General features: G+C 39.6%; 17 protein-coding genes. 12 read left to right on the top strand and 5 right to left on the bottom strand.

The features are described from left to right. Positions 1-56: 56 nt before the first annotated feature. Positions 57-1,910, bottom strand: a complete 1,854-nt coding sequence (locus CGC50_RS02250) for a BamA/TamA family outer membrane protein (RefSeq protein ID WP_095909507.1) — start codon at positions 1,908-1,910, stop codon at positions 57-59. A 249-nt stretch (positions 1,911-2,159) separates the two neighbouring features. Further along, positions 2,160-2,816: a uracil phosphoribosyltransferase gene (gene upp / locus CGC50_RS02245; protein ID WP_095909506.1), complete on the bottom strand. Its 657-nt coding sequence runs from the start codon at positions 2,814-2,816 to the stop codon at positions 2,160-2,162. 64 nt (positions 2,817-2,880) lie between these two features. On the opposite strand from upp, the gene CGC50_RS02240 reads away from it, so the two are divergent. From CGC50_RS02240 to CGC50_RS02195, 10 genes are all read left to right on the top strand, one after another. Beyond that, on the top strand, positions 2,881-3,477 hold the full coding sequence (locus CGC50_RS02240) for a DUF4254 domain-containing protein (protein ID WP_002668444.1): 597 nt from the start codon (positions 2,881-2,883) through the stop codon (positions 3,475-3,477). Positions 3,478-3,842: 365 nt separating this feature from the next. After that, positions 3,843-4,562 carry an AAA family ATPase gene (locus CGC50_RS02235; protein ID WP_095909505.1) on the top strand — a complete coding sequence of 240 codons (720 nt, stop codon included), beginning with the start codon at positions 3,843-3,845 and terminating at the stop codon, positions 4,560-4,562. Positions 4,563-4,985: 423 nt separating this feature from the next. Beyond that, positions 4,986-7,379 carry an N-6 DNA methylase gene (locus tag CGC50_RS02230; RefSeq protein WP_157909406.1) on the top strand — a complete coding sequence of 798 codons (2,394 nt, stop codon included), beginning with the start codon at positions 4,986-4,988 and terminating at the stop codon, positions 7,377-7,379. Between the two features lie 94 nt (positions 7,380-7,473). Beyond that, entirely contained in the window at positions 7,474-9,219 is a 1,746-nt protein-coding gene (locus CGC50_RS02225; RefSeq protein ID WP_095909503.1) for a DEAD/DEAH box helicase, read from the top strand. 52 nt (positions 9,220-9,271) lie between these two features. After that, positions 9,272-10,504 carry a metallophosphoesterase gene (locus CGC50_RS02220; RefSeq protein WP_095909502.1) on the top strand — a complete coding sequence of 411 codons (1,233 nt, stop codon included), beginning with the start codon at positions 9,272-9,274 and terminating at the stop codon, positions 10,502-10,504. A gap of 11 nt (positions 10,505-10,515) precedes the next feature. Beyond that, complete coding sequence (locus tag CGC50_RS13735; protein WP_157909405.1) at positions 10,516-10,713, top strand: hypothetical protein; 198 nt, start codon at positions 10,516-10,518, stop codon at positions 10,711-10,713. Positions 10,714-11,311: 598 nt separating this feature from the next. After that, positions 11,312-11,614: a thioredoxin family protein gene (locus CGC50_RS02210; protein WP_002667960.1), complete on the top strand. Its 303-nt coding sequence runs from the start codon at positions 11,312-11,314 to the stop codon at positions 11,612-11,614. Positions 11,615-11,670: 56 nt separating this feature from the next. After that, positions 11,671-12,297, top strand: a complete 627-nt coding sequence (locus tag CGC50_RS14380; RefSeq protein WP_095911259.1) for a trimeric intracellular cation channel family protein — start codon at positions 11,671-11,673, stop codon at positions 12,295-12,297. Positions 12,298-12,419: 122 nt separating this feature from the next. Beyond that, entirely contained in the window at positions 12,420-15,260 is a 2,841-nt protein-coding gene (gene uvrA / locus CGC50_RS02200) for an excinuclease ABC subunit UvrA (protein WP_095909500.1), read from the top strand. Further along, on the top strand, positions 15,257-16,372 hold the full coding sequence (locus CGC50_RS02195; protein ID WP_095909499.1) for a glycosyltransferase family 4 protein: 1,116 nt from the start codon (positions 15,257-15,259) through the stop codon (positions 16,370-16,372). The genes uvrA and CGC50_RS02195 overlap by 4 nt, the downstream gene beginning before the upstream one ends. Positions 16,373-16,376: 4 nt before the next feature. On the opposite strand, the gene CGC50_RS02190 is transcribed toward CGC50_RS02195, so the two are convergent. Both CGC50_RS02190 and CGC50_RS02185 read right to left on the bottom strand, forming a co-directional pair. Next, complete coding sequence (locus CGC50_RS02190; RefSeq protein WP_095909498.1) at positions 16,377-17,456, bottom strand: mannose-1-phosphate guanylyltransferase; 1,080 nt, start codon at positions 17,454-17,456, stop codon at positions 16,377-16,379. 68 nt (positions 17,457-17,524) lie between these two features. Next, the gene (locus tag CGC50_RS02185) at positions 17,525-18,388 is read right to left on the bottom strand and encodes a ComEA family DNA-binding protein (RefSeq protein ID WP_198541629.1); all 864 of its coding nucleotides are present in this window, start codon (positions 18,386-18,388) and stop codon (positions 17,525-17,527) included. 134 nt (positions 18,389-18,522) lie between these two features. Between CGC50_RS02185 and prmA the strand changes: the two genes are divergently transcribed. Together prmA and ribD are read left to right on the top strand one after the other, a co-directional pair. Next, positions 18,523-19,353, top strand: a complete 831-nt coding sequence (gene prmA, locus CGC50_RS02180; RefSeq protein WP_095909496.1) for a 50S ribosomal protein L11 methyltransferase — start codon at positions 18,523-18,525, stop codon at positions 19,351-19,353. Position 19,354: 1 nt separating this feature from the next. After that, on the top strand, positions 19,355-20,398 hold the full coding sequence (gene ribD, locus CGC50_RS02175; RefSeq protein ID WP_095909495.1) for a bifunctional diaminohydroxyphosphoribosylaminopyrimidine deaminase/5-amino-6-(5-phosphoribosylamino)uracil reductase RibD: 1,044 nt from the start codon (positions 19,355-19,357) through the stop codon (positions 20,396-20,398). Here the strand turns inward: ribD and CGC50_RS02170 are convergent. Next, a complete protein-coding gene (locus CGC50_RS02170) occupies positions 20,366-20,971 on the bottom strand; it encodes an aminotransferase class IV (RefSeq protein ID WP_095909494.1) in 606 nt (201 codons plus the stop codon). The two genes, ribD and CGC50_RS02170, sit on opposite strands and share 33 nt — an antisense overlap. Between the last annotated feature and the right edge of the window lies 1 nt (position 20,972).

Below are 20,972 nucleotides of genomic sequence, written 5' to 3'. Positions count from 1 at the left end.
AGAGTTTTCTTTAGAGCTAAAGAGTGTCTGTAACCAATCTGTTGCAGACACTTTTCCTATTCATAGCGGATAAGCTCAGGAATATGATAGTTGAAGTAAGGAAGCCTGAAATCGGTATTGCTTATCCCGCTAAACTTCTGTATGTGATTTCCCACCCCTGGAATACGTGGCATATAGATGAAGGAAAATTGAAAATTTCCCAAAGGAACATAGTCATTGGTAATGTAGAACCCTATACCAAACTTGGTTAGTATTTGGTCTTTCCAAAATGAATGATTGTCATCACCTATAAAGCCTATATCGGCCATCAGAAAGGGGCTGACACGGAATCCCCAGAGAGAAACAGGCGAATAGGATTGGGTCTGTAGGGTAAAGATAGACTTATGTACTCCAGTGAGTGTGGGACTATCGAAGCCCACAATCCCTGTGGAGCCATTGAGGGTCACACGATCTTTTATATAGTCCTTGCGGGAGAGACCTATCACAGAACGCCATTTGCCAAACTGTCTAAAGTGCCATCTGCCTATCTGAAACAAGGGGGAGAAGTAGGTGAATTCCCATCGTAGGGTACTCTGCTTGTGTGTGTCATGGCTGAAAAAACTCCCTATCTGTACATCCCCAGAAAAGTATCCTAAGGAAAAATAATCTCCATACATCAGTCGTCCCCCTAAGTAGGGTCTTCTTTCTCCTAAATTCTCCTGAAAGCCTCCTATAAGGGTAAAACTTTTTCCTATAGGAATATCTTCTATATCTTGATGACGAAAGATATACCTATCTTGTTCATATCCTATATAGTTGATCCCCACAGAAGCCAAATAAGTATCCTTATCCGAATAAAAACGATCGGGATCAAGAAATGTATCAGGGGCTTTTTGGTAGCCTATTTGGTAATAGCGCAAAGAAAAAACTAAATTGGTTACTCGGTTGGCAGGGGTGTGCCTTTTGAGAATCGGTACGGAGGTACTCCCCCAGATATTTTTTCCAGCTACTTTAAAATCTTGTCGGTAGATAGAGTCATTTTTTAGGATTCCATCTTCAAAGGTGCGTACATACACATTTGTCCCTGCTGCCCAGCGGGTATAGAGAGAGTAGTATGGGCGGGTGACCGAGGCATATTTATAATAATATCGGTCAAAGTCAAACGAATATCCTATGGCGGTATTCAGAGTGGTAGCATATAGGTTGGGAATGGCATAGTCTATCCCAAAGCTCGGGCGTGCACTCCCTCGAATCTCCTGGCTATAGCGAGTGGAGATCTGATGTCCCAGTCCTAAAAAGTTTCTTTCAAATCCGCGTACGGTTCCTTCTCTCAAGGAACCTGAGGCATCAGCATAGAAGCTCCAGCTATCCAATACATTTACTTTTATATCCACTGAATCCGGACTATGGGTAGGGATAGGCTCTATACTGACCCTACGGATATGAGACTGATTACGCAATACACGAGCCGACTCTTTGATCTTGATAGAGTCTAAAAGGGTATAGCGGTTAAAGAGTAATAAGCGCTCTACTACTTTGTTTTTCGTCTTGTTATGAAAGCGGTTTCCTAATACTTCCCACTTGTTAGGCTGTTGGGTACTATCCCGCTCATTGAACCCCAGAGGATCATAAGTGGTGATATGGATATGGCGGATAATTTTTCCTTGGTAAGCTCCCCAAGGAGATATTTCTTTCTTCTTGACAGGAGTAGGGGAGGACGAATCTGTCTTTACGGAAGAGAAAAGCCATTCGTGGAGCTTGCGAGTAAGCTTGCTTTTCTGTGTTTTACGCTCTATCCTCTTATATAAGGAGTCACTTTTTATCCTTATAGAGTCATTTGTGATGATTTTGGTACGTAGCGTATCCTGCGCCAGCACCAACTGACACCCAAAAAAGGCTATAAGAGCTATGAAAAAAGACAGTTTTCTCAAAAAAAGTTAGTATATTTCGTTTTTATTACTGAATAAAATTCTCCTATTCTACCAAGCTCGGTTGTGTATAAGTATAGGAAAAGAGTTGATCACTTCCGTTTTTGTATCGTTATAATTCTTAACTATATTCTCTTTTTAGTCTCTATTTCAGGTTCCTATACACTCTCTTATATAGTAGAAGGGAAATAGTATAAACTATCCATTTTTTCTTCTTCAAAAAAGAGAGTAACTTTTCCTATTTTGATATCCTTATCCCTGCATTTTCTCCCCAAAGGCCAAATCACCAGCATCACCTAAGCCAGGAACGATATAGCTGTTTTCATTCAGGTGATCATCTATAGTAGCGATCCATAAGTGGGCGTTCTCAGGGAAATGCTCACTGACATACTCCAATCCTTGTCGGGAACCTATGACCGCAAAAAGGTGTATTTCCTTTGGAGTACCCAGCCTCTGGAGGGAGTTGTATACATTGACAAACGAGCGTCCTGTGGCCAGCATAGGGTCGGCCAAGATCAGGATATTCCCCTCAAGTGAGGGAGAGGCTAAGTACTCTACCAAGATCTCAAACTCCGAAGGGGAGGTGTGCTTGCGATAGGCCGAGATAAAAGCATTGTCCGCCTTGTCGAAGAAATTCAATATCCCTTGGTGCAAGGCTAATCCTGCACGAAGAATAGAACAAACCACAATCTTATCCTTAATACGGGGAATGTCTTTTTCTCCTAAGGGGGTTACAACCCGTTGGGTTTGGTAGGGGAGGGTCTTGCTCATTTCATAGCTCAATAGCTCACCGATACGCTCTAAGTTTCTCCTAAAACGCATTCTATCTTTTTGTATTTCAACATTTCTGAGTTCGGCGACAAACTCTAAAAACAATGATGGACTCTGGTCAAAAGGATGGATAATCATTTGTTCAAAAATAAATTTTTTTATTACGCAAAATAACGATATTTTTGCAAAAAAAACAAGGAATATGTTTAGTAAATTAGCTTATGACATTTTTTGGGAGAGTATCCTGCGCTATCATATAGCCGATGATGTGAATCAACCCTTTGAGAATCCGTACGATAGTAAGACTATTGAGCATCTTCTATATCGAAAAAATTGGATAGATACCGTACAGTGGCATTATGAAGATATCATTCGTGACCCTGAGATTGATCCCAAAGAAGCGCTCCTACTCAAGCGAAAAATAGACGCTTCCAACCAAGACCGCACCGATACAGTAGAGTATATAGACAGCTATTTCCTTCATAAATATAAGGATGTAGTCCCTCAAGCAGGAGCAACGATCAACACCGAGAGCCCTGCATGGGCAGTGGATAGGCTCTCTATCTTAGCCCTAAAAATCTATCATATGCAGCAAGAAACCGAGCGCACTGATGCCACCCCTGAACATATTGCTAAGTGCCAGGAAAAGCTACGAGTGCTTCTACAACAGCGAGAAGACCTCTCTCTTGCCCTTGACCAACTCTTGGATGACATCGCCGCAGGGCGAAAATATATGAAAGTATACAAACAGATGAAGATGTATAACGATGAGGAGCTGAATCCGATCTTAAGGAAATGAGGTAACTAGCTGATGAGGCAATGAGTTGATTTGTCAATTAGCCAATTTGTCAATGAGGTAATGAGTCGATGAGCTGACATAAGTATGTAGTTTATATCTGCTAAAAAATAATTAAAAATGGATAGTTCATTTCTGCATAAGGTAACACTTGTTGTTACTTTTTGCAGAAATGAACTTTTTTATTCGGCTATGGGGCACTTGTTTTCAGCGAAATATACAAGTTTTTGGAGGAAAATATTCTATACGACTCAAGTGCCATTTGTTTGCTATTTTAAAGAAGAAAACTTTAACAAAACATAAAGATTAGTCGGTCACAGTTTGGCCAATAGTGATAGCAACTTTGCCGCAGATAAAAAACGATATCTATCTATATACGCTCATTACACATAGAAACGGAGAGAACCAAGAGTTTTCCCTATAACACCTATGCTGTACGCTATGCCAAGCATATAGATATGGGGCAGGCGGTAACCTTTATCGTAGGGGATAATGGCGTAGGGAAATCCACTCTGATAGAGAGTATTGCCTACAAATTGGGTTTGCCCCGTATAGATAGCTATTTGGACTATATGCAAGAGTCCTTTGAGCCTATAGAAAGGGTTTCTGAATGTATGAAATTGGAGATGAATACCGAAAAGGTCAAAGGTTTTTTCTTTCGGGCAGAGGATTTTGGTGATTATGTAGCCAAAGTAGATGATTATGCTAAGTCATGGGCTTATCAAGCCTTTAAGGAATTGCCTCATTCTCGTATGCTAGAGGCAGTGAACAACAATACCAGAGAGTACAAGAACATGATGTGGAATTATGGACAGAAACTCTCGTCCTTTTCCTATGGAGAGGCTTTTTTGCATATCATCACAGAGCGGACGAAGAAGCAGGGGCTTTATATTTTCGATGAGCCAGAGAGCGCCCTTTCCCCTATACACCAGCTATCGCTGATCTATCTTATTAGGGAACACCTCAAGCGGGAGGATTCGCAGTTTATCATCGCTACCCACTCACCTATACTCATGGCCATGCCAGGGGCTCTGATTTATGAAATCACAGAGACAGGTATGAATGCCACGCCCTTGGAACAAGTATAGCACTATATTGTTATCAAAACTTTTCTTAATAACCCAGCGGCTTATTTTAGAGAGGAGGGCTTATAGATATAAAAAATCTGATTGTTTAAAAAGAATTTAATTTGCATAGATAAAAATTGCTATGATAATGTTTGGGTATTTCAGGAAATAATATTACTTTTGTCGCATATTACAGAAGAGTGAAGTAATAACTAACATATAAAATACTTAGAGCTTCGGCTTTTATTCCTATACTGAAAAATCTGGTAAATTTTAAAGACACAGGAATAAGCAGACGAATAGCTCACGCACATAAGCGTGGGCTGTTTCGTGCTTATTTGTGTCGTGGATATACCAGATTCCTTCAGTATAAATAAGCAATTAAAGAAACAGTCCCGTTTTTTTATTGCTGTTTGGAATAGAGAAAAAAAATCCTTTATCAAAATGGCAAATGAACGACTCACAGAAGAAATTGTAAGAACACACTTCAAGAAAGATCCTTTCTACATTCCTAAAAACCCTAATTCTATAAAAATAGAAGAACAAAAATCTACAAATAAGCAGGTTATAGAATTGCTTAAAGGTAAGAGTAAAGGAGGAAAAGGTAATGGTTATCCAGATTTCTTTATATCTTTTCCAACAAATAGTAATTATCTTATTGTTATTGAATGTAAACCTAAAGTAAGTAAACATCGTTCAGTTGAGCTTAATAAGTCTAAAGATTATGCTGTGGATGGAGCACTACATTATGCAAAAGCATTATCTAAAGATTTCAATGTAGTAGCTATAGCCGTAAGTGGAGAAACAGAAGCCGAGTTACAAGTATCTCACTTTTATTGGAAGAAAGAAAATGAAACATATACAGAACTTACAGATACTAAATTACTAGGTATAGATGATTATATACAGCTCTTTGAAGATCAGTTTTTCATTCAGAGTTTCTATACTCAAGATATTGCTTTTAAAGCTAGATATTTGAATGAGGAGTTTCAGGCTTATACAATTCCTGAATACAAGCGTTGTACAATGATAACAGCAATGTTATTGGCTCTGATTAATGATAATTTTAAAGTTAAATACCCTAATAGTGATAATATTACAAATTTGGGAGGATTAATGTTGTCAGCTATCAATACAGTTTTTGAGGTAGAAAAAGATATTGTTCGTAGCAAGACAGTTCTTTTACGAGAATTTGAAAATATCCTTAATGAACCTCTTTTTGTACAAACTACAATAAAACATAAAGAAGAAAAGCATCCACGTAGTACTCTCGAGGTTGCTAAAGAATTTATTTCTTATTTAGAAAAGAATGTTCTTCCATTAGTGAATCATTCAGATATAGCATATGATGTATTAGGAAGATTTTATATTGAGTTTATTCGATATGCAGGAAGTGAACAAAAATCAGGATTAGTGCTTACTCCTCCTCATATAACGGAATTATTTTGTGATTTAGTAGCTCTGAAAATAAATGATATTATTTATGACCCTTGTTGTGGAACAGGAGGTTTTTTAGTATCAGGAATGCAACGTCTTTTCAAGATGGCTGGGAGTGATATAGCTCAAAAAGAGTATATCCGAAAAAGTCAAATATGTGGGTGTGAATTACGTTCTGATATGTTTACATATGCTTGTGCAAGTATGCGCTTCCGAGGAGATGGAAAATCAAATATATATAATGGAAGTTGTTTTATAAATGGCCAAAGTATAGCTGATAATCATAAACCAACTGTAGCCTTTCTTAATCCTCCTTATGATGTAGGTAATGCCCAGCAAATGCGGTTTGTAGAACATGCTCTTTCAATACTTGATCCTAAAGCAGATGGGCGTGTGGTAGCTATTGTACAAATGAGTTGTGCTATAAAGAATGAAAAAGAATTGATAGCTGTTAAAAAAAATATATTAGCAAAACACCATTTGAAGGCTGTACTTTCCATGCCTGATGATTTATTTTATCCTGTAGGTGTAGTTACTTGCATAATGGTATTTGAAGCTAATAGACCTAATGAGGGACGTAAAACATGGTTTGGATACTTCAAAGATGATGGTTTTGAAAAACGGAAAAACTTGGGACGTATAGATGCACGAAATCGTTATACAAATATAAAGAAGCGTTGGCTTTCAGCTTATGATAATTTTGATGAAATAGCAGGTCTTTCAGTAAGAAAAGAGATAAAGGCAGAAGATGAATGGTGTGTAGAAGCCTATATGGAAACAGACTATAGCACTCTTACTGATGAAGATTTTATAAGAAAAATGCGAAGTTATGTTTCTTTTTTAGTGGATCAAAGCAATACTTCTGAAATATTTAATTTTACAAATACATCTTTTTCAGATAATAAAGTTTCATTGGGTGATAGAGAATGGGCATGGTTTGATTATAGTGAAATTTTTGATGTTAAAGGCTCTAAAACAACTCCTCTAATTGTATTAGAAGAATATGGAAAAGGAGTATATCCATATGTTACAACACAAGCAGTAAATAATGGAATAGAAGATTATTTTAACTATTATACTGAGGAGGGAAATGTGTTTACAATAGATAGTGCAGTATTAGGATTTTGTGCCTATCAAAAACTTAATTTTTCAGCTTCAGATCATGTAGAGAAACTTGTGCCAAGATTTGAAGGTTGTAATATTTATATAGCAATTTTTATAACAACTCTCATAAATAGGGAGCAATATCGTTATAACTATGGAAGAAAATGTAGTCAGAAAAAATTAAAAATTTCAAAGATCAAACTTCCTATAAAAAAAACAAGTTCAGAAAAGATTTATCCTGATTGGCAATTTATGGAAGATTATATCAAAGGATTACCTTATTCCGCGAGTTTATAAAAATCCTGCAAGAGGCATAGCAAAAATATATTTTCTAAATTATTAGGGTGTAATTGATAATTAATTTCTATCTTTGCACCCTATTACTATTTGTATGAATTTATTTAAAACATTGGGGCTAAGCGCACCCCTACTCGAAGCTATTGATGACTTGGGCTTCGAGCGTCCGTCTGAGGTACAACAAGCCGCTATACCTGTATTGCTTGAAGCGCCTACCGATATGGTGGCACTGGCACAAACAGGAACAGGAAAAACTGCTGCTTTTGGTTTTCCACTTCTTCAACTCATAGATCCTACCCAGCGTATGACTCAGGGGCTCATCTTAGCTCCTACTCGTGAATTGTGTTTGCAGATCGCCTCCGAACTCAAGCAGTATGCTAAGTATATGCCACAGGTGCATATTGTGGCTATCTATGGAGGAGCAAGTATAGAGGAACAGGCTCGTAGCCTTAAGAAAGGGGCTCATATTATCGTGGCGACCCCTGGCCGTATGCAGGATATGATGCGCCGTGAGTTTACCTCTATTGCGCAGATCAGCTATTGTGTGCTCGATGAGGCTGATGAAATGCTCAATATGGGCTTCTATGAGGATATCCGCTCTATATTATCCGAAACACCTGATGATAAGAATACTTGGCTCTTCTCAGCTACGATGCCTGCCGAGGTGGCCAAAATTGCCAAAGAGTTCATGCACCATCCTAAGGAGATTACTATAGGACATAAGAATCAGGCTTCCAACAATGTACTTCACGAATGTTATATTGTTAATGGGCGTCAGCGCTATGAGGCACTTAAGCGCTTGGCTGATGCCAATCCATCTATATTTTCGGTGGTGTTCTGCCGTACCAAGCGTGATACCCAAGCAGTAGCCGAAAAACTTATAGAGGACGGTTACAATGCGGCTGCTCTACATGGTGATCTAAGCCAGAACCAGCGTGATTTGGTAATGAAGGGTTTTCGTGCCAAGCAAATTCAGATGCTCGTGGCAACCGATGTGGCAGCTCGCGGAATAGATGTAGATGATATTACCCATGTGATTCATTATCAACTTCCTGACGAGATAGAGACCTACACTCACCGCAGTGGTCGTACAGGGCGTGCAGGCAAGTCGGGGGTATCCATGGTCATACTAACCAAGAGTGAGGCTAAGCGTATCAAGACCATTGAGAAGATCATCCAGAAGACTTTTGAGTATAAGTCTATCCCCAGTGGAATGGAAATCTGTGAGATACAGCTCTACCATTTGGCCAATACGATTAAGGATACACAGGTGAATCCAGCGGTCAATGAGTATCTGCCAGCCATTTACGATGTACTGAGCAATCTAAACCGTGAGGAACTGATCCAGCGTATGGTAGCGGTAGAGTTCAATCGTTTTTACAACTATTATAGCAAGTCCAAAGATCTCAATGCGGAACCCTCCGAAGGCAAGTCCTTCTCCTCTGAAGGCGAAACACGCTACTTTATCAATATAGGGGAACGTGATGGTTATAATTGGCAACTACTTAAGGATTTCCTTAGAGAAAATATTGGTTTGGGTAAAAATGATATTTTCAAGGTAGATGTAAAAGATACTTTTTCTTTCTTCAATACCGAAGCGGAGATGACCCAGCTGGTATTGGATACCTTTGCCGATTTCAAGATGGATAATCGTGCTATTCATATAGAAATCTCTCAACAACGTTCCTCAGAGGGTAAAGGAAGAAAAGACAGACGGGATAGAAAGGAAAAAAAAGAGAGCAAGGATAAAAAATTCTCTCACAAAGAGGATAAGAAGAAAGGTGGCAAACGTAAAGAAGCTTCTAATACTTTCTCTTCTAAAAGAAAAAGAAGAAAGTAATCGCAATATTTGTTATTGATCATTAAGTATTGGTCATTAATCATTAATTATTATGCATCATTTTATTAATTATTTATGTATTTTCTACGTACTGATGGTGCTTTTAGGTGCTTTCTGTGTGCGTAAGGCAGTAAAGTATAAGATTTTTACTTATTTGTATTATACAGCATCGGCTTTTTTCTTTTTTTATTTCCTTTATTTTTGGAATGAATCCTTTGCTGGTGTATGGGATCAACATCGTCAGTTTTCCTTTGGATTGTTCCTCTCATGGTTACTATTTGTTACGCTTATCAGTATATTTTTCATGGGAGAGACCTTGGTACGCTTGTTTTGTGCACCTTTCCGTACCAAAAAAGAGAAAGTTATCCCCTCACGTCGACGTTTTGTCAGCCTCATAGGGATGGGGGTAGCGGCAATTCCTTTTGCGGGGATGATCTATGGGATGCTTTGGGGAAGGTATAACTATAGGGTGGTAAAGCATACCCTATATTTTGATGATCTTCCTGAGGCTTTTGATGGTTATCGAGTAGTGCATATCTCAGATATTCATTCAGGAAGCTTTGACAATGCTGAGAAAGTACAATATGGGATTGATATGATCAATGCTCAACAGGGAGATGTTATCTTTTTCACAGGTGACTTGGTCAATAACAAAGCTGAAGAGATGCGTCCTTGGATAGCTCACTTCAAGCAGCTACATGCCAAGGATGGAGTCTATTCCGTATTGGGAAATCACGACTATGGTGATTATCTGCAGTGGGATTCCCCAGATGAAAAAGCTAAAAACTTAGAGACACTCAAGCAGATTCATCAGCAGTTAGGCTTTTGTTTGCTCAATAATGAATCTGTGTTTCTCTCTCGTGGGCAGCAGCGTATAGCAGTAGTAGGAGTGGAAAACTGGGGACAGGGATTTATCAAAAAAGGAAATTTAAAGCAAGCCTTAAGCCAAGTAGATAAGAAGGATTTCAAAATATTGCTTTCTCATGACCCCACTCATTGGCAGTATGAGGTGCTCAAGGATCCTAATTTCATTCACTTGACCCTAAGTGGGCATACTCATGGTATGCAGTTTGGAATAGAGATTCCAGGAGTGATCAAGTGGAGCCCTGCTGGATGGCGCTATAAGTATTGGGGAGGGGTCTATAAGGAAAAGGATAGGTATATCAATGTCAATCGTGGCTTTGGCTATTTGGCTTTTCCAGGTCGTGTAGGTATGCCCCCTGAAATCACCGTTATTGAACTGAAAAAGAAAACGAAAGAAGCTCTTTCTTCCGAAGGGAAATAGAAGATTTTTCTTTGTTATTTGAAGAAAAAATTATACATTTGCAACGGATTTTTGTTTTTATGAAAAATGATATTGTTAGGCTAAAAAATATGATTGACTTTTTAGTAAATGAAGGAAATATAAGAGGATTAGGAAAAGGGGGAGTACAAATGATAAGGAAAGAAGATATAAAATTATGGTCAGAAAAATATCAAAAACCAGTGAATTAGTATTTGTAACAATATTATTGTTCCTTACTATTTCATTTATAAGTTTTTTTCTTTTTATAGATAAAAATCCTTTTTGGAATATTCAGATAGGATTTCCATTTCCCTTTTTCCAATATAATTTTATGGGAGATGGTTGTCAATATTTCATTTATACTCATAGTGATAATTTATTATTTTTACTATGTGATCTTATATTTCCGATGCTAATTAGCTGTGGAATGTATGCACTATATAAAAGGACAGAAGGAAAACTCAAGCAAATATTGAGATTATCTTACAAAATTGTTTTCCCCATCTTGATATTTTCTAGTATTTCTTTGTTCTCTTTTTTCCCTTTTCCAAAGCAAGCAAGAGTCTATGATATACATATAGGCTTCCCTTTTACTTACTATCAATATGACTATGTAGGGGAAAATTGTTTAGGGATAAATAGGTTATGGAATAATTCTCATTTATTTTGGAATATTCTATTTGTATATTTGCTGTATTTTATAGGTATAGTAGTACAGAAAAATTTTAATAAGTAACTGATTTTGAAATATTTGTATGTGAATAATAACCTATAAATATTAGGTTCAATGTAAAAACTATAATCAACATGTCTGTATTTGGAGATATAATCAGTACTAATAAGCCTGTGCTTATTGTCTTTTATGCGGGATGGCATTATTTGGCTAAGGATGCGACCGATTCTATTCAGCAGGTGGCAGATTCTTTAGGCGATGCTGTACGTGTCATTAAGATCGATATTGATAAGAATAAAGAGCTTACTCAAAAGCTAAAAATTAATGGGATTCCTACTTATATGATTTTCCACAAAGGGGAACTGGTATGGCGTATAGAGGCGCTTCAACCCAGTGCTAACCTGATAAATGCAATAAAATCTTTTATAGAATCATAACAATGAATGAAGTGATTTCAAGTCTGAGCGATGGGCTTGCTTCCCTAAGCCAGGAAATGAGGTTAATTGTCTCTGACCCTATTTATCTATGGGATCTTATAGGGACTTTTGTTTTTGGGATTTCTGGGGTGTTGCTCGGATTAGAGCGTCGTATGGACATTTTCGGGATGTTCATCTTGGCTTTCGTCACAGGGGTTGGTGGGGGAACCCTTCGCGATATTATGATCGGAAGTATTCCTGTCTTCTGGATGAAGAATCTCATGTATATCTTTATGATTGGTGTGAGTGTCGTCTTTACCTTGTTTTTTAAAAACAAGTTTGCCGCACACTGGAACTACTGGCTATTACTTTTTGATGCTATTGGGTTGGGAGTATTCACCATCATTGGCTTAGAAAAGGCACTTCGATTTGACCTTTCACCTACCATTGCGATTGTTCTGGGAACTATGACTGGAAGTTTCGGAGGGGTGATTCGTGATGTCTTGGCCAATAGGATGCCTGCTATTTTCCAAAAAGAAATCTATGCAACAGCTTGTGTAGCAGGAGGTACAGTGTATTTCTTGCTCAATGGGGTTATGGCTGAGTATCACTCATGGGTCGTTTTTATTACCATCTGTGTGGTGATTGCTGTACGTATGCTTTCTCTAAAATATCATTGGGAGCTACCTAAGTTTCTTAGTTAGAAGTTTTTCTTCGTGTATATAACAAAACTACTTATCTTTGTCCCCAGCGGAGCATGTACATAAGGCATGTAGGGCAAAGATAAGTAGCTTTTCGCATAACATAATCCGCTATTTATAATAGAATGAAAAAGGATAAAAATATTATAGTACAAGGAGCCAGAGTTCACAACTTAAAGGATATAGATGTGCAAATACCTCGTTATCAATTGGTTGTGGTTACAGGCTTATCAGGAAGTGGAAAGTCTTCTTTGGTTTTTGATACCATCTATGCTGAGGGACAGCGCCGCTATATTGAGACTTTTTCTGCTTATGCACGTCAGTTCTTAGGTGGATTAGAGCGTCCCGATGTGGATAAGATTGACGGACTTTCTCCTGTGATAGCTATTGAGCAAAAGACTACTTCTAAGTCGCCCCGCTCTACCGTCGGTACTATTACCGAAATCTATGACTTTCTGCGCTTGCTCTATGCACGTGCATCCGATGCATATAGTTATCGTACAGGCGAGAAGATGGTCAGCTATACTGATGGTCAGATACAACAGCTGATATTGGAGGATTATCGGGACAAAACAATCCATATCTTAGCACCTGTAGTACAGTCACGTAAGGGACATTATCGCGAGCTCTTTGAGCAAATCGCCAAGCAGGGGTTTCTCAAAGTACGTGTAGATGGTCAGATCCGTGAGATAGAGTATGGTATGAAGCTTGATCGCTACAAAACCCATGATATTGAGGTGGTTATTGACCGCTTGGAGATAAAGGATAATGACACCACTCATCGCCGCTTGAGCGAGAGTATACAGACGGCCATGCGCCATGGCAACGGCATTCTGATGGTTCTTACTGAAAAAAAGGATGCTCCTCGCTATTTTAGCCGTAACCTAATGTGTCCCACTACTGGAATTTCCTATCCACTGCCCGAGCCCAATACTTTTTCTTTCAACTCTCCTAAAGGAATGTGCCCTCACTGCAATGGATTGGGGACAGTACAGGAGGTAACTCTAAGCAAGCTGATTCCTGATATGTCACTCTCCATCAAGCAAGGGGCAATTATAGCTATTGGGGCAGAGAAGAAGACTTGGATATTCGAACAATTGGAGACAATACTGCGAAAGTTCGGTCATAAGCTCTCTGATCCTGTAGAAAAACTCCCTAAGGAGGCTATAGATATGATTCTCTTTGGAGGGAAAGAAAAATTCTCCGAAAAGTCTGAAACAATGGGGGTAACCCGTGATTTCTCTATTGATTTTGAAGGAATTGTCAATTTTATAGAACAACAATACCAAGATTCCGAAAGCAGTTCCTCCATACAGCGCTGGGCAAAGGATTTTATGGAAGAAAAGCCTTGCCCTGAGTGTGAGGGTTCTCGCCTAAGGAAGGAAGCCTTGTATTTTCATATAGCTGATAAGAATATAGCTCAGCTTTCGGCTATGGATATAGGGGAGCTTATGCAATGGTTCGATACCTTGCCTGAAAAACTCTCTGACAGGCAGGAGAAGATCGCTCATGAGATTCTTAAGGAAATCAATGAGCGTTTACGTTTTCTCTTGGATGTAGGCCTGGACTATCTTTCCTTAGGAAGAAGTTCTAAGACCCTCTCAGGGGGAGAAGCACAACGAATCCGCTTGGCTACCCAGATCGGTTCAAAGCTTACCAATGTACTCTACACCTTGGATGAACCCAGTATAGGATTGCATCAGCGTGATAATGAACGATTGATTAATTCCTTGAAATCACTTCGAGATATAGGAAATTCTGTAGTGGTGGTAGAGCATGATGCCGATATGATGCTCCATGCGGATTATGTGATTGATATTGGTCCCAAAGCAGGCAAGGGCGGGGGAGAAGTAATTTTTGCAGGGACTCCCAAAGAAATGCTTAAAGCACATACCTTGACAGCTTCTTATCTCAATGGAGAACGGGAAATAGAGGTACCCAAACAACGACGCAAGGGCAATGGACACTTTATAGAACTCATAGGGTGTACAGGGAATAATCTCAAAGATGTATCGGTAAAGTTTCCTTTAGGAATGATGATTGGAGTTACAGGGGTATCAGGTTCGGGGAAGTCTACCTTGATCAATGAAACTCTCTACCCGATTCTCAATGCACATTTCTACCATGCGCTCAAGAAACCCATGCCCTATAAGCAGATTTTGGGGCTGGAACATATTGATAAGGTGATTGATATAGATCAGTCTCCTATAGGGCGTATTCCGCGCTCGAATCCTGCTACTTATACAGGAGTTTTTGGCGAGATACGAGATCTCTTTACTCATACCCCTGAGGCAATGATTCGAGGCTACAAACCAGGGCGCTTTAGCTTCAATGTCAAGGGGGGACGCTGTGAGACCTGCGAAGGAGGAGGAATGAAGGTCATCGAAATGAATTTTCTCCCCGATGTGTTGGTGGAGTGTGAGACTTGTCATGGTAAGCGATTTAACCGAGAAACTCTTGAGATTCGCTACAAAGGAAAATCTATAGCCGATGTATTGGCTATGACTATAGATGAGGCTGTAGATTTTTTTGAACCCATCCCGAAAATCTACCGAAAGCTCAAGACCATACAGGAGGTGGGATTGGGATACATTACCTTAGGACAGCCCTCTACAACTCTTTCGGGAGGAGAGGCGCAGCGTATCAAGCTGGCTACTGAACTTTCTAAGCGTGATACAGGCAATACCTTCTATATTTTGGACGAGCCTACGACAGGACTGCACTTTGAGGATATAAAGATTCTGATGGAGGTGCTTAACAAACTCACTGAAAAGGGTAATACTGTACTTATCATAGAGCACAACTTGGATGTAATCAAGATGATGGATTATCTTATTGATATAGGCCCCGAAGGCGGAAAGGGTGGCGGAAAGGTAGTAGCTATCGGGACACCAGAGGAAGTGGCCAAGAATAAAAAGAGCTATACAGCTAAGTTCTTGAAAGAGGTTTTAAAAACAAAGAAATGAGAATAGGATTCGATGCTAAGCGGGCTTTTCATAATTTTCGTGGCTTGGGAAACTATAGCCGTGACCTGATCCGTATCTTACAAGAGAGAACTGATACAGAATTGGTGCTCTTTAATCCTTTGAAAAGGAAATTCTTAGGGGTGAAACTCTCTCCTAAGACTACTGAGATTACTCCTAAGGGTTTCTTCTGGAAACGGTTCAAGAGTCTTTGGCGTCTTTTTCATATCACAACTCTTGCTCGGAAGGAGCACCTTGATATCTATCATGGACTTTCGGGAGAGATTCCTATAGGTATATACAAGCAGGTACCTACAGTGGTTACCATACACGACCTTATTTTCTTGCGTTTCCCCCAATGGTATACTGCTTTTGATAGGAAAATACATACTCTTAAGTTCCGCTATGCTGCCCAGAAATCGCAGCATATTATTGCCATTAGTGAACAGACTAAGCGGGATATAGTGGATTATTTCCATATAGATCCCAATAAAATATCGGTGGTATATCAGGGATGCCATGCCGCTTTTAAGCAAACTTATACAGAGGAGGAGAAAACTAAAATACGAGAAAAGTATGCACTTCCTGACCGATTTGTACTCAATGTAGGAGCTATAGAGGAGCGAAAGAATGCTTTGGAGATTGTAAAAGCGCTCAAAGGGACAGACCTACCGTTGGTTATGGTAGGGAAGAAGACTGCTTATTATGAAAAAATAGCAACCTATTGCCAGGAGAATAATATGGAATCACAGATAAGAGTGCTTTCTGGAGTTTCTATGCAGGAACTGGCTATGATATACCAAGAGGCAACTATCTTCTGCTACCCTTCTGTATTTGAGGGATTTGGTATCCCTATCATAGAAGCGCTTTTCTCCCGAACTCCAGTGATTACCTCTCAGGGAAGTTGCTTTGAGGAGGCTGGCGGTAAGGGGAGTATATATGTGAATCCTACTGAGAATACTGCACAGGAGATCCGACAAGCCATAGAACAACTCCTTGCTTCCCCTGAGCGTATACAACAGATGAGGGAAGTAGGCTACAGCTATGTACAAAAATTCACAGACGAGAAGGTCTGTGAAAATCTGTTGAAGGTATATCAAAAAATGATTTCTTAATCCATCAGGAGAGATTGCTGCCGAATTTCTCTTTGACTTCTCCTAAGAGTTCCTTGATACTTTGTTCTTTTTCTTTAGGGTAGATCATCAGTACCGAAGCTGTATCCACTATGATATAGTGCTCTATTCCATCTACAATCACTACTTTGTTGGTATCGGTACGAATGATATTGTCTGAAGCGTTTTTGAATAAGGTCAGGGCATTAACTACAGCGTTGTTATTGGAATCTTTAGTCAATTTCTCATGAAGAGAACCCCAAGTACCCAAGTCATTCCAGTCGAACCCTACTGGATATACATAGATATTGTCCGAGGGTTCCATGATAGCATAGTCCACCGATGTGTTTTCTGCTTTTCCATAATTATTCTTGATAAACTCCCATTCTTCAGGGGTGTTGTAAGTGGCTTCTCCTGCTTGGAAGAGCGCATACATCTGAGGTTGGTATTTCTCAAAGGCTTTTAATACACTCTGGGTGTGCCAAATAAAGATACCAGCGTTCCAAAGGTAATTCCCTTCCGAAAGAAATTGTTTTGCTCGCTCATAGTCAGGCTTTTCGGTGAATTGGAGTACCTTTTTGCTCTGTTGTGGATCTGTTTTGTCGTACTGTATATAGCCATAACCGGTATTAGGAAAAGTAGGCTTGATGCCTAAGGTCATCAGGATATCCTGTTTTTCACATAGGGCAAAACAATCTTTTACATTCTCTTGAAATTCTTCTTCTTGTTCTATCCAATGGTCTGAAGGAGCTACAATGAAAACCGCATTGGGATTGCGTTTCTGGATTTTCATAGTAGCATAGAGGATACAGGGTGCTGTATTGCGCATGGAGGGCTCCAAGACTAAGTTCTCATCTGAGATACCTGAGAGTTGTGTCTTGACCAAGTTTTTATAAATCTCATTGGTGGAAATAAGAATATTTTCTTTAGGGATAAAATTAGTCAATCGCTGGTAAGTACGCTGCAAAAGGGTTTGTCCTGTACCCAACATATCGTGAAATTGCTTAGGGAAAGCCCAAGTACTTACAGGCCAAAAACGAGAGCCAACACCCCCTGCCATGATGATGGCATAATGGTTCTTATTCATAGGTGAGTCTTTTGTAAAAAGAAAGTGCAAAAGTACAATATATTATGCAATTAACCAAAGAAAAGCCCTTATTTCTCCACTTTTAGGTACCAGCTAAGTTGTTCTATCTTTTCAGGGGAGTATCCTAAGGCTTGCAATTCCTCCAATGATTGTATGTTTCCCTTTTCTGAGCGGAAGATCAAGAGGGCTTCAGCCTCTTTATAACCTAAGTAGGGTATCTTAGCCAATTCTCTTTTGGAGGCTTGGTTCAGATCAAGTTTGGTAATCTGTGCAAGAGTGAGTAGGTCGAAGTATTTCCATACTTCTGTGATGACTTCCTCAGAAAGGCCATATACCTCGTTCAATTGTTTCTTATGAGAGAAACCTCCTAAGCGCTCTCGGTACTTTATGATACGTTCGGAGAGCTTTTCTCCAATTCCTCGTATGGGCAATAGGTCTTCGGCGGTAGCAGTATTGAGATCTTTCTTGATGATTTTTTCGGGGGATTTGCTTTGATAGGAATCGTTCATTTTTTTTCGATTTACCCAGTCGGGAAATTTGAACAGAGGGGCTATGACAGTCAAAAGGGAGTCGGATACTTTGGTAACCTTTTGGAACTCTTTTGCGGAGTTAACATACTTTCCTCCTTCTCTAAAGGCTTGTAGCCGAGCATGTTCTTCTTTGGAGAGCCCTAAGAGATAGGCTTTGTAGTCAGAGATAAAGTTGGGGTTAAAGGGGCTTAAAGTATATTTCTGGGCTTGTTCTTGGGATTTTAGGCTATCTATCCGCTCTTGAAAGCTCAAGAGCTGTGCTTGAGAAAAAGCTGTGGTATGTGTAGGTATATCTATTACAAAATAAGCTACTTGCAATAGTGTACAACAGAGAACTAAGCCTAAAATGCCTCGCTTTTGTCCTCTTGTCCAAAACCGGTAGCCTGATGTATATTTTTTCATGGGTAGGGAGACGCTGTAAAAGATACACAAATGTACGATTTTTATAGTAGAAAAACAAGAGAAATATTTGGTGGTTATTGTGATTCTTCCTATATTTGCACCTACCATTAACCATTGATCATTAATTATTATAGATGAATTATATAGAATACGATTTTACAGTTTCTCCTACAGAGATGGGAGCTGAAATCCTTACAGCAGAACTTGCCGAAGTAGGCTTTGATAGTTTTGTGGATACTCCTACGGGGCTCAAAGCTTACATTTCCAAAGACCTCTGGAGGGAGGATATTCTGGAGGATATTTATCTGTTGGGCAATCCAGAATTTACCATCTCTTACCAAGTGACTGAGATAGAGCAGATCAATTGGAATGAGGAGTGGGAAAAGAATTTTTCTCCTATTGTAGTAGAGAATCTCTGTACAGTACGGGCTAATTTTCACCCAATACCTTCTACTCTCTATGATATTGTGATTACTCCAAAAATGAGTTTCGGCACTGGGCATCATGAGACTACTTATATGATGCTTCAGCAGCTTATTCCTCTATCTCTTCAGGAGGTTAAGGTCTTGGATATGGGCTGTGGCACGGGGATTTTGGCTATTATGGCAGCCCTACGAGGGGCTCATGATATTACAGCTATAGATATAGACCCTTGGTGTGTGGAGAATGCTACAGAGAATGTCCAGCAGAACAATTGTGATTTTATCACTGTAAAGCAAGGAGAAGTCTCAGTTATTGCTGGAGAGAAATACAACCTTATATTGGCCAATATCAATCGTAATATACTGCTCTCGGATATTCCTGCTTATGCCCAGTCATTGCTTCCTCAGGGGGTGCTTTTAGTCAGTGGCTTCTATCTGGAGGATTTGACAGCTATTCAGGAGTGTAGTCAGGCGGCAGGACTTCATTATATAAGCCATATAGAGAGAAATAACTGGGTATCTGCCAAATTTCAGCGCATATAATATGACTACAGACCAGAGATACATGCAGCGTTGCTTATCCTTGGCGGGAAAGGCTTTGGGTTATACTTATCCTAATCCTTTGGTGGGCAGTGTGATTGTCCACCAGGGTAAGATTATAGGGGAGGGATGGCATACCAAGGCGGGGGAACCTCATGCTGAGGTCAATGCTATTGCTTCGGTCAAGGATTCAAGTCTGCTTAAGGAAAGTGTTTTGTATGTCAACTTGGAACCTTGTGCACATTTTGGGAAAACACCCCCTTGTGCAGATCTGATTATAGAAAAGGAAATCCCTAAGGTTGTTATCGGCTGTATGGATATTTTTTCTAAGGTGGCAGGCAAGGGTATTGAGCGTCTGCAGAAGGCTGGTCGTGAGGTGGTTGTAGGGGTCTTGGAAAATGAATGTCGAGCACTGAACTCTCGTTTTTTTACTTTTCACTCCAAAGGACGCCCTTATATTATTCTCAAGTGGGCACAGACACGTAATGGTCTTATAGCGCCTTTACGCCAAGAGCAACAGGCTCCTGTATGGATCTCTAATGAATTCTCTCAGCAACTAACTCACTTGTGGCGTGCCGAAGAAGGTGCTATTTTAGTGGGGAGAACTACAGTGGAGAGGGATAATCCTTCTCTTACAGTACGACATTGGGTGGGGAAAAATCCTTTAAGATTGGTTATAGAGGGAGAGCATTCCTTGCTTGATACCTTCAATGTTTTTCGGGGGGAACCTACAGTGGTTTTTTCTTCTAAACAGTCTCCTAATACCGAACATGTATCTTATGAGAGTCTTTCTTCTGATCTTTCTATGCCAAATCAGATGTGTAATTATTTGTATGATAGACAAATACAGAGTCTCATTGTAGAGGGAGGGGCACAAGTACTCCAGCAGTTCATAAGTGAGGGGCTATGGGATGAAGCTCGTATTTTCGTAGGAAAATCCCAGTTCTCTGAAGGGATTAAGGCACCTCTGTTGCAGCAGCCATGGGAATCAGTACATAATGTAGAGGGGGATTATTTATTCATCTATAAAAATCCGATCCAGGGGTAAGCATAATTCTCCTAAACCAATCATGGCATTGATAAGTCCTATATGGGTAAAGGAGGGAATATCAGTAGCATGAATAATCCGTTCTTTTATTTTTCCTTCGCTTAATAAGCGTTGTCTGCAGGTACCATTCAGCAGAAAGGTCGTAGGGGTAACCCATTCTGTGCCATCAAAGAAAACAAGATTGGCATAGCTGCTATCGGTCACTAAGCCATTCTTCACAAAGATCACCTCATCTGTTTTGGCCTCTTTCTTTAGCTGAAGTAGGGCTTCTCTATGGGCATACTTATAGCTATATTCTACATCATCTGCACTTACACAACTTACGGACTCAATAGGGGTTATCTGGTAGGGAAGTATCTCTATCATATAGTTGTGGCTACTATATACAAAGCGAATTTTATAGATTCCTTCCACTGGAAGTTCTTGTTCTTTTAGGATGGCTGTCAAAGGAAATACCTTTTCTTTTGGAAAAAAATGTGAAAAGGTATCTCCTAAGCGTTTTTCATGCCACTTCAGATGACAGATTTCTCCATTTAGAAGTTTAAGAGTCTCGATAAACTTGCTTTCTTCCATT

The organism is Capnocytophaga gingivalis (assembly GCF_002302415.1).
Lineage (GTDB): Bacteria > Bacteroidota > Bacteroidia > Flavobacteriales > Flavobacteriaceae > Capnocytophaga > Capnocytophaga gingivalis.
Note: the sequence above shows the minus strand (reverse complement) of the source record. Positions and strands in the feature narration are given on the sequence as shown.

Bases quoted from the DNA above. Each gene is read 5' to 3' on its own strand.
- upp (WP_095909506.1), bottom strand. From the start codon at position 2,816: ATGATTATCCATCCTTTTGACCAGAGTCCATCATTGTTTTTAGAGTTT.
- CGC50_RS02240 (WP_002668444.1), top strand. From the start codon at position 2,881: ATGTTTAGTAAATTAGCTTATGACATTTTTTGGGAGAGTATCCTGCGC.
- CGC50_RS02230 (WP_157909406.1), top strand. From the start codon at position 4,986: ATGGCAAATGAACGACTCACAGAAGAAATTGTAAGAACACACTTCAAG.
- CGC50_RS02225 (WP_095909503.1), top strand. From the start codon at position 7,474: ATGAATTTATTTAAAACATTGGGGCTAAGCGCACCCCTACTCGAAGCT.
- CGC50_RS02220 (WP_095909502.1), top strand. From the start codon at position 9,272: ATGCATCATTTTATTAATTATTTATGTATTTTCTACGTACTGATGGTG.
- CGC50_RS02210 (WP_002667960.1), top strand. From the start codon at position 11,312: ATGTCTGTATTTGGAGATATAATCAGTACTAATAAGCCTGTGCTTATT.
- CGC50_RS14380 (WP_095911259.1), top strand. From the start codon at position 11,671: ATGAGGTTAATTGTCTCTGACCCTATTTATCTATGGGATCTTATAGGG.
- uvrA (WP_095909500.1), top strand. From the start codon at position 12,420: ATGAAAAAGGATAAAAATATTATAGTACAAGGAGCCAGAGTTCACAAC.
- CGC50_RS02195 (WP_095909499.1), top strand. From the start codon at position 15,257: ATGAGAATAGGATTCGATGCTAAGCGGGCTTTTCATAATTTTCGTGGC.
- CGC50_RS02190 (WP_095909498.1), bottom strand. From the start codon at position 17,456: ATGAATAAGAACCATTATGCCATCATCATGGCAGGGGGTGTTGGCTCT.
- CGC50_RS02185 (WP_198541629.1), bottom strand. From the start codon at position 18,388: ATGAAAAAATATACATCAGGCTACCGGTTTTGGACAAGAGGACAAAAG.
- prmA (WP_095909496.1), top strand. From the start codon at position 18,523: ATGAATTATATAGAATACGATTTTACAGTTTCTCCTACAGAGATGGGA.
- ribD (WP_095909495.1), top strand. From the start codon at position 19,355: ATGACTACAGACCAGAGATACATGCAGCGTTGCTTATCCTTGGCGGGA.
- CGC50_RS02170 (WP_095909494.1), bottom strand. From the start codon at position 20,971: ATGGAAGAAAGCAAGTTTATCGAGACTCTTAAACTTCTAAATGGAGAA.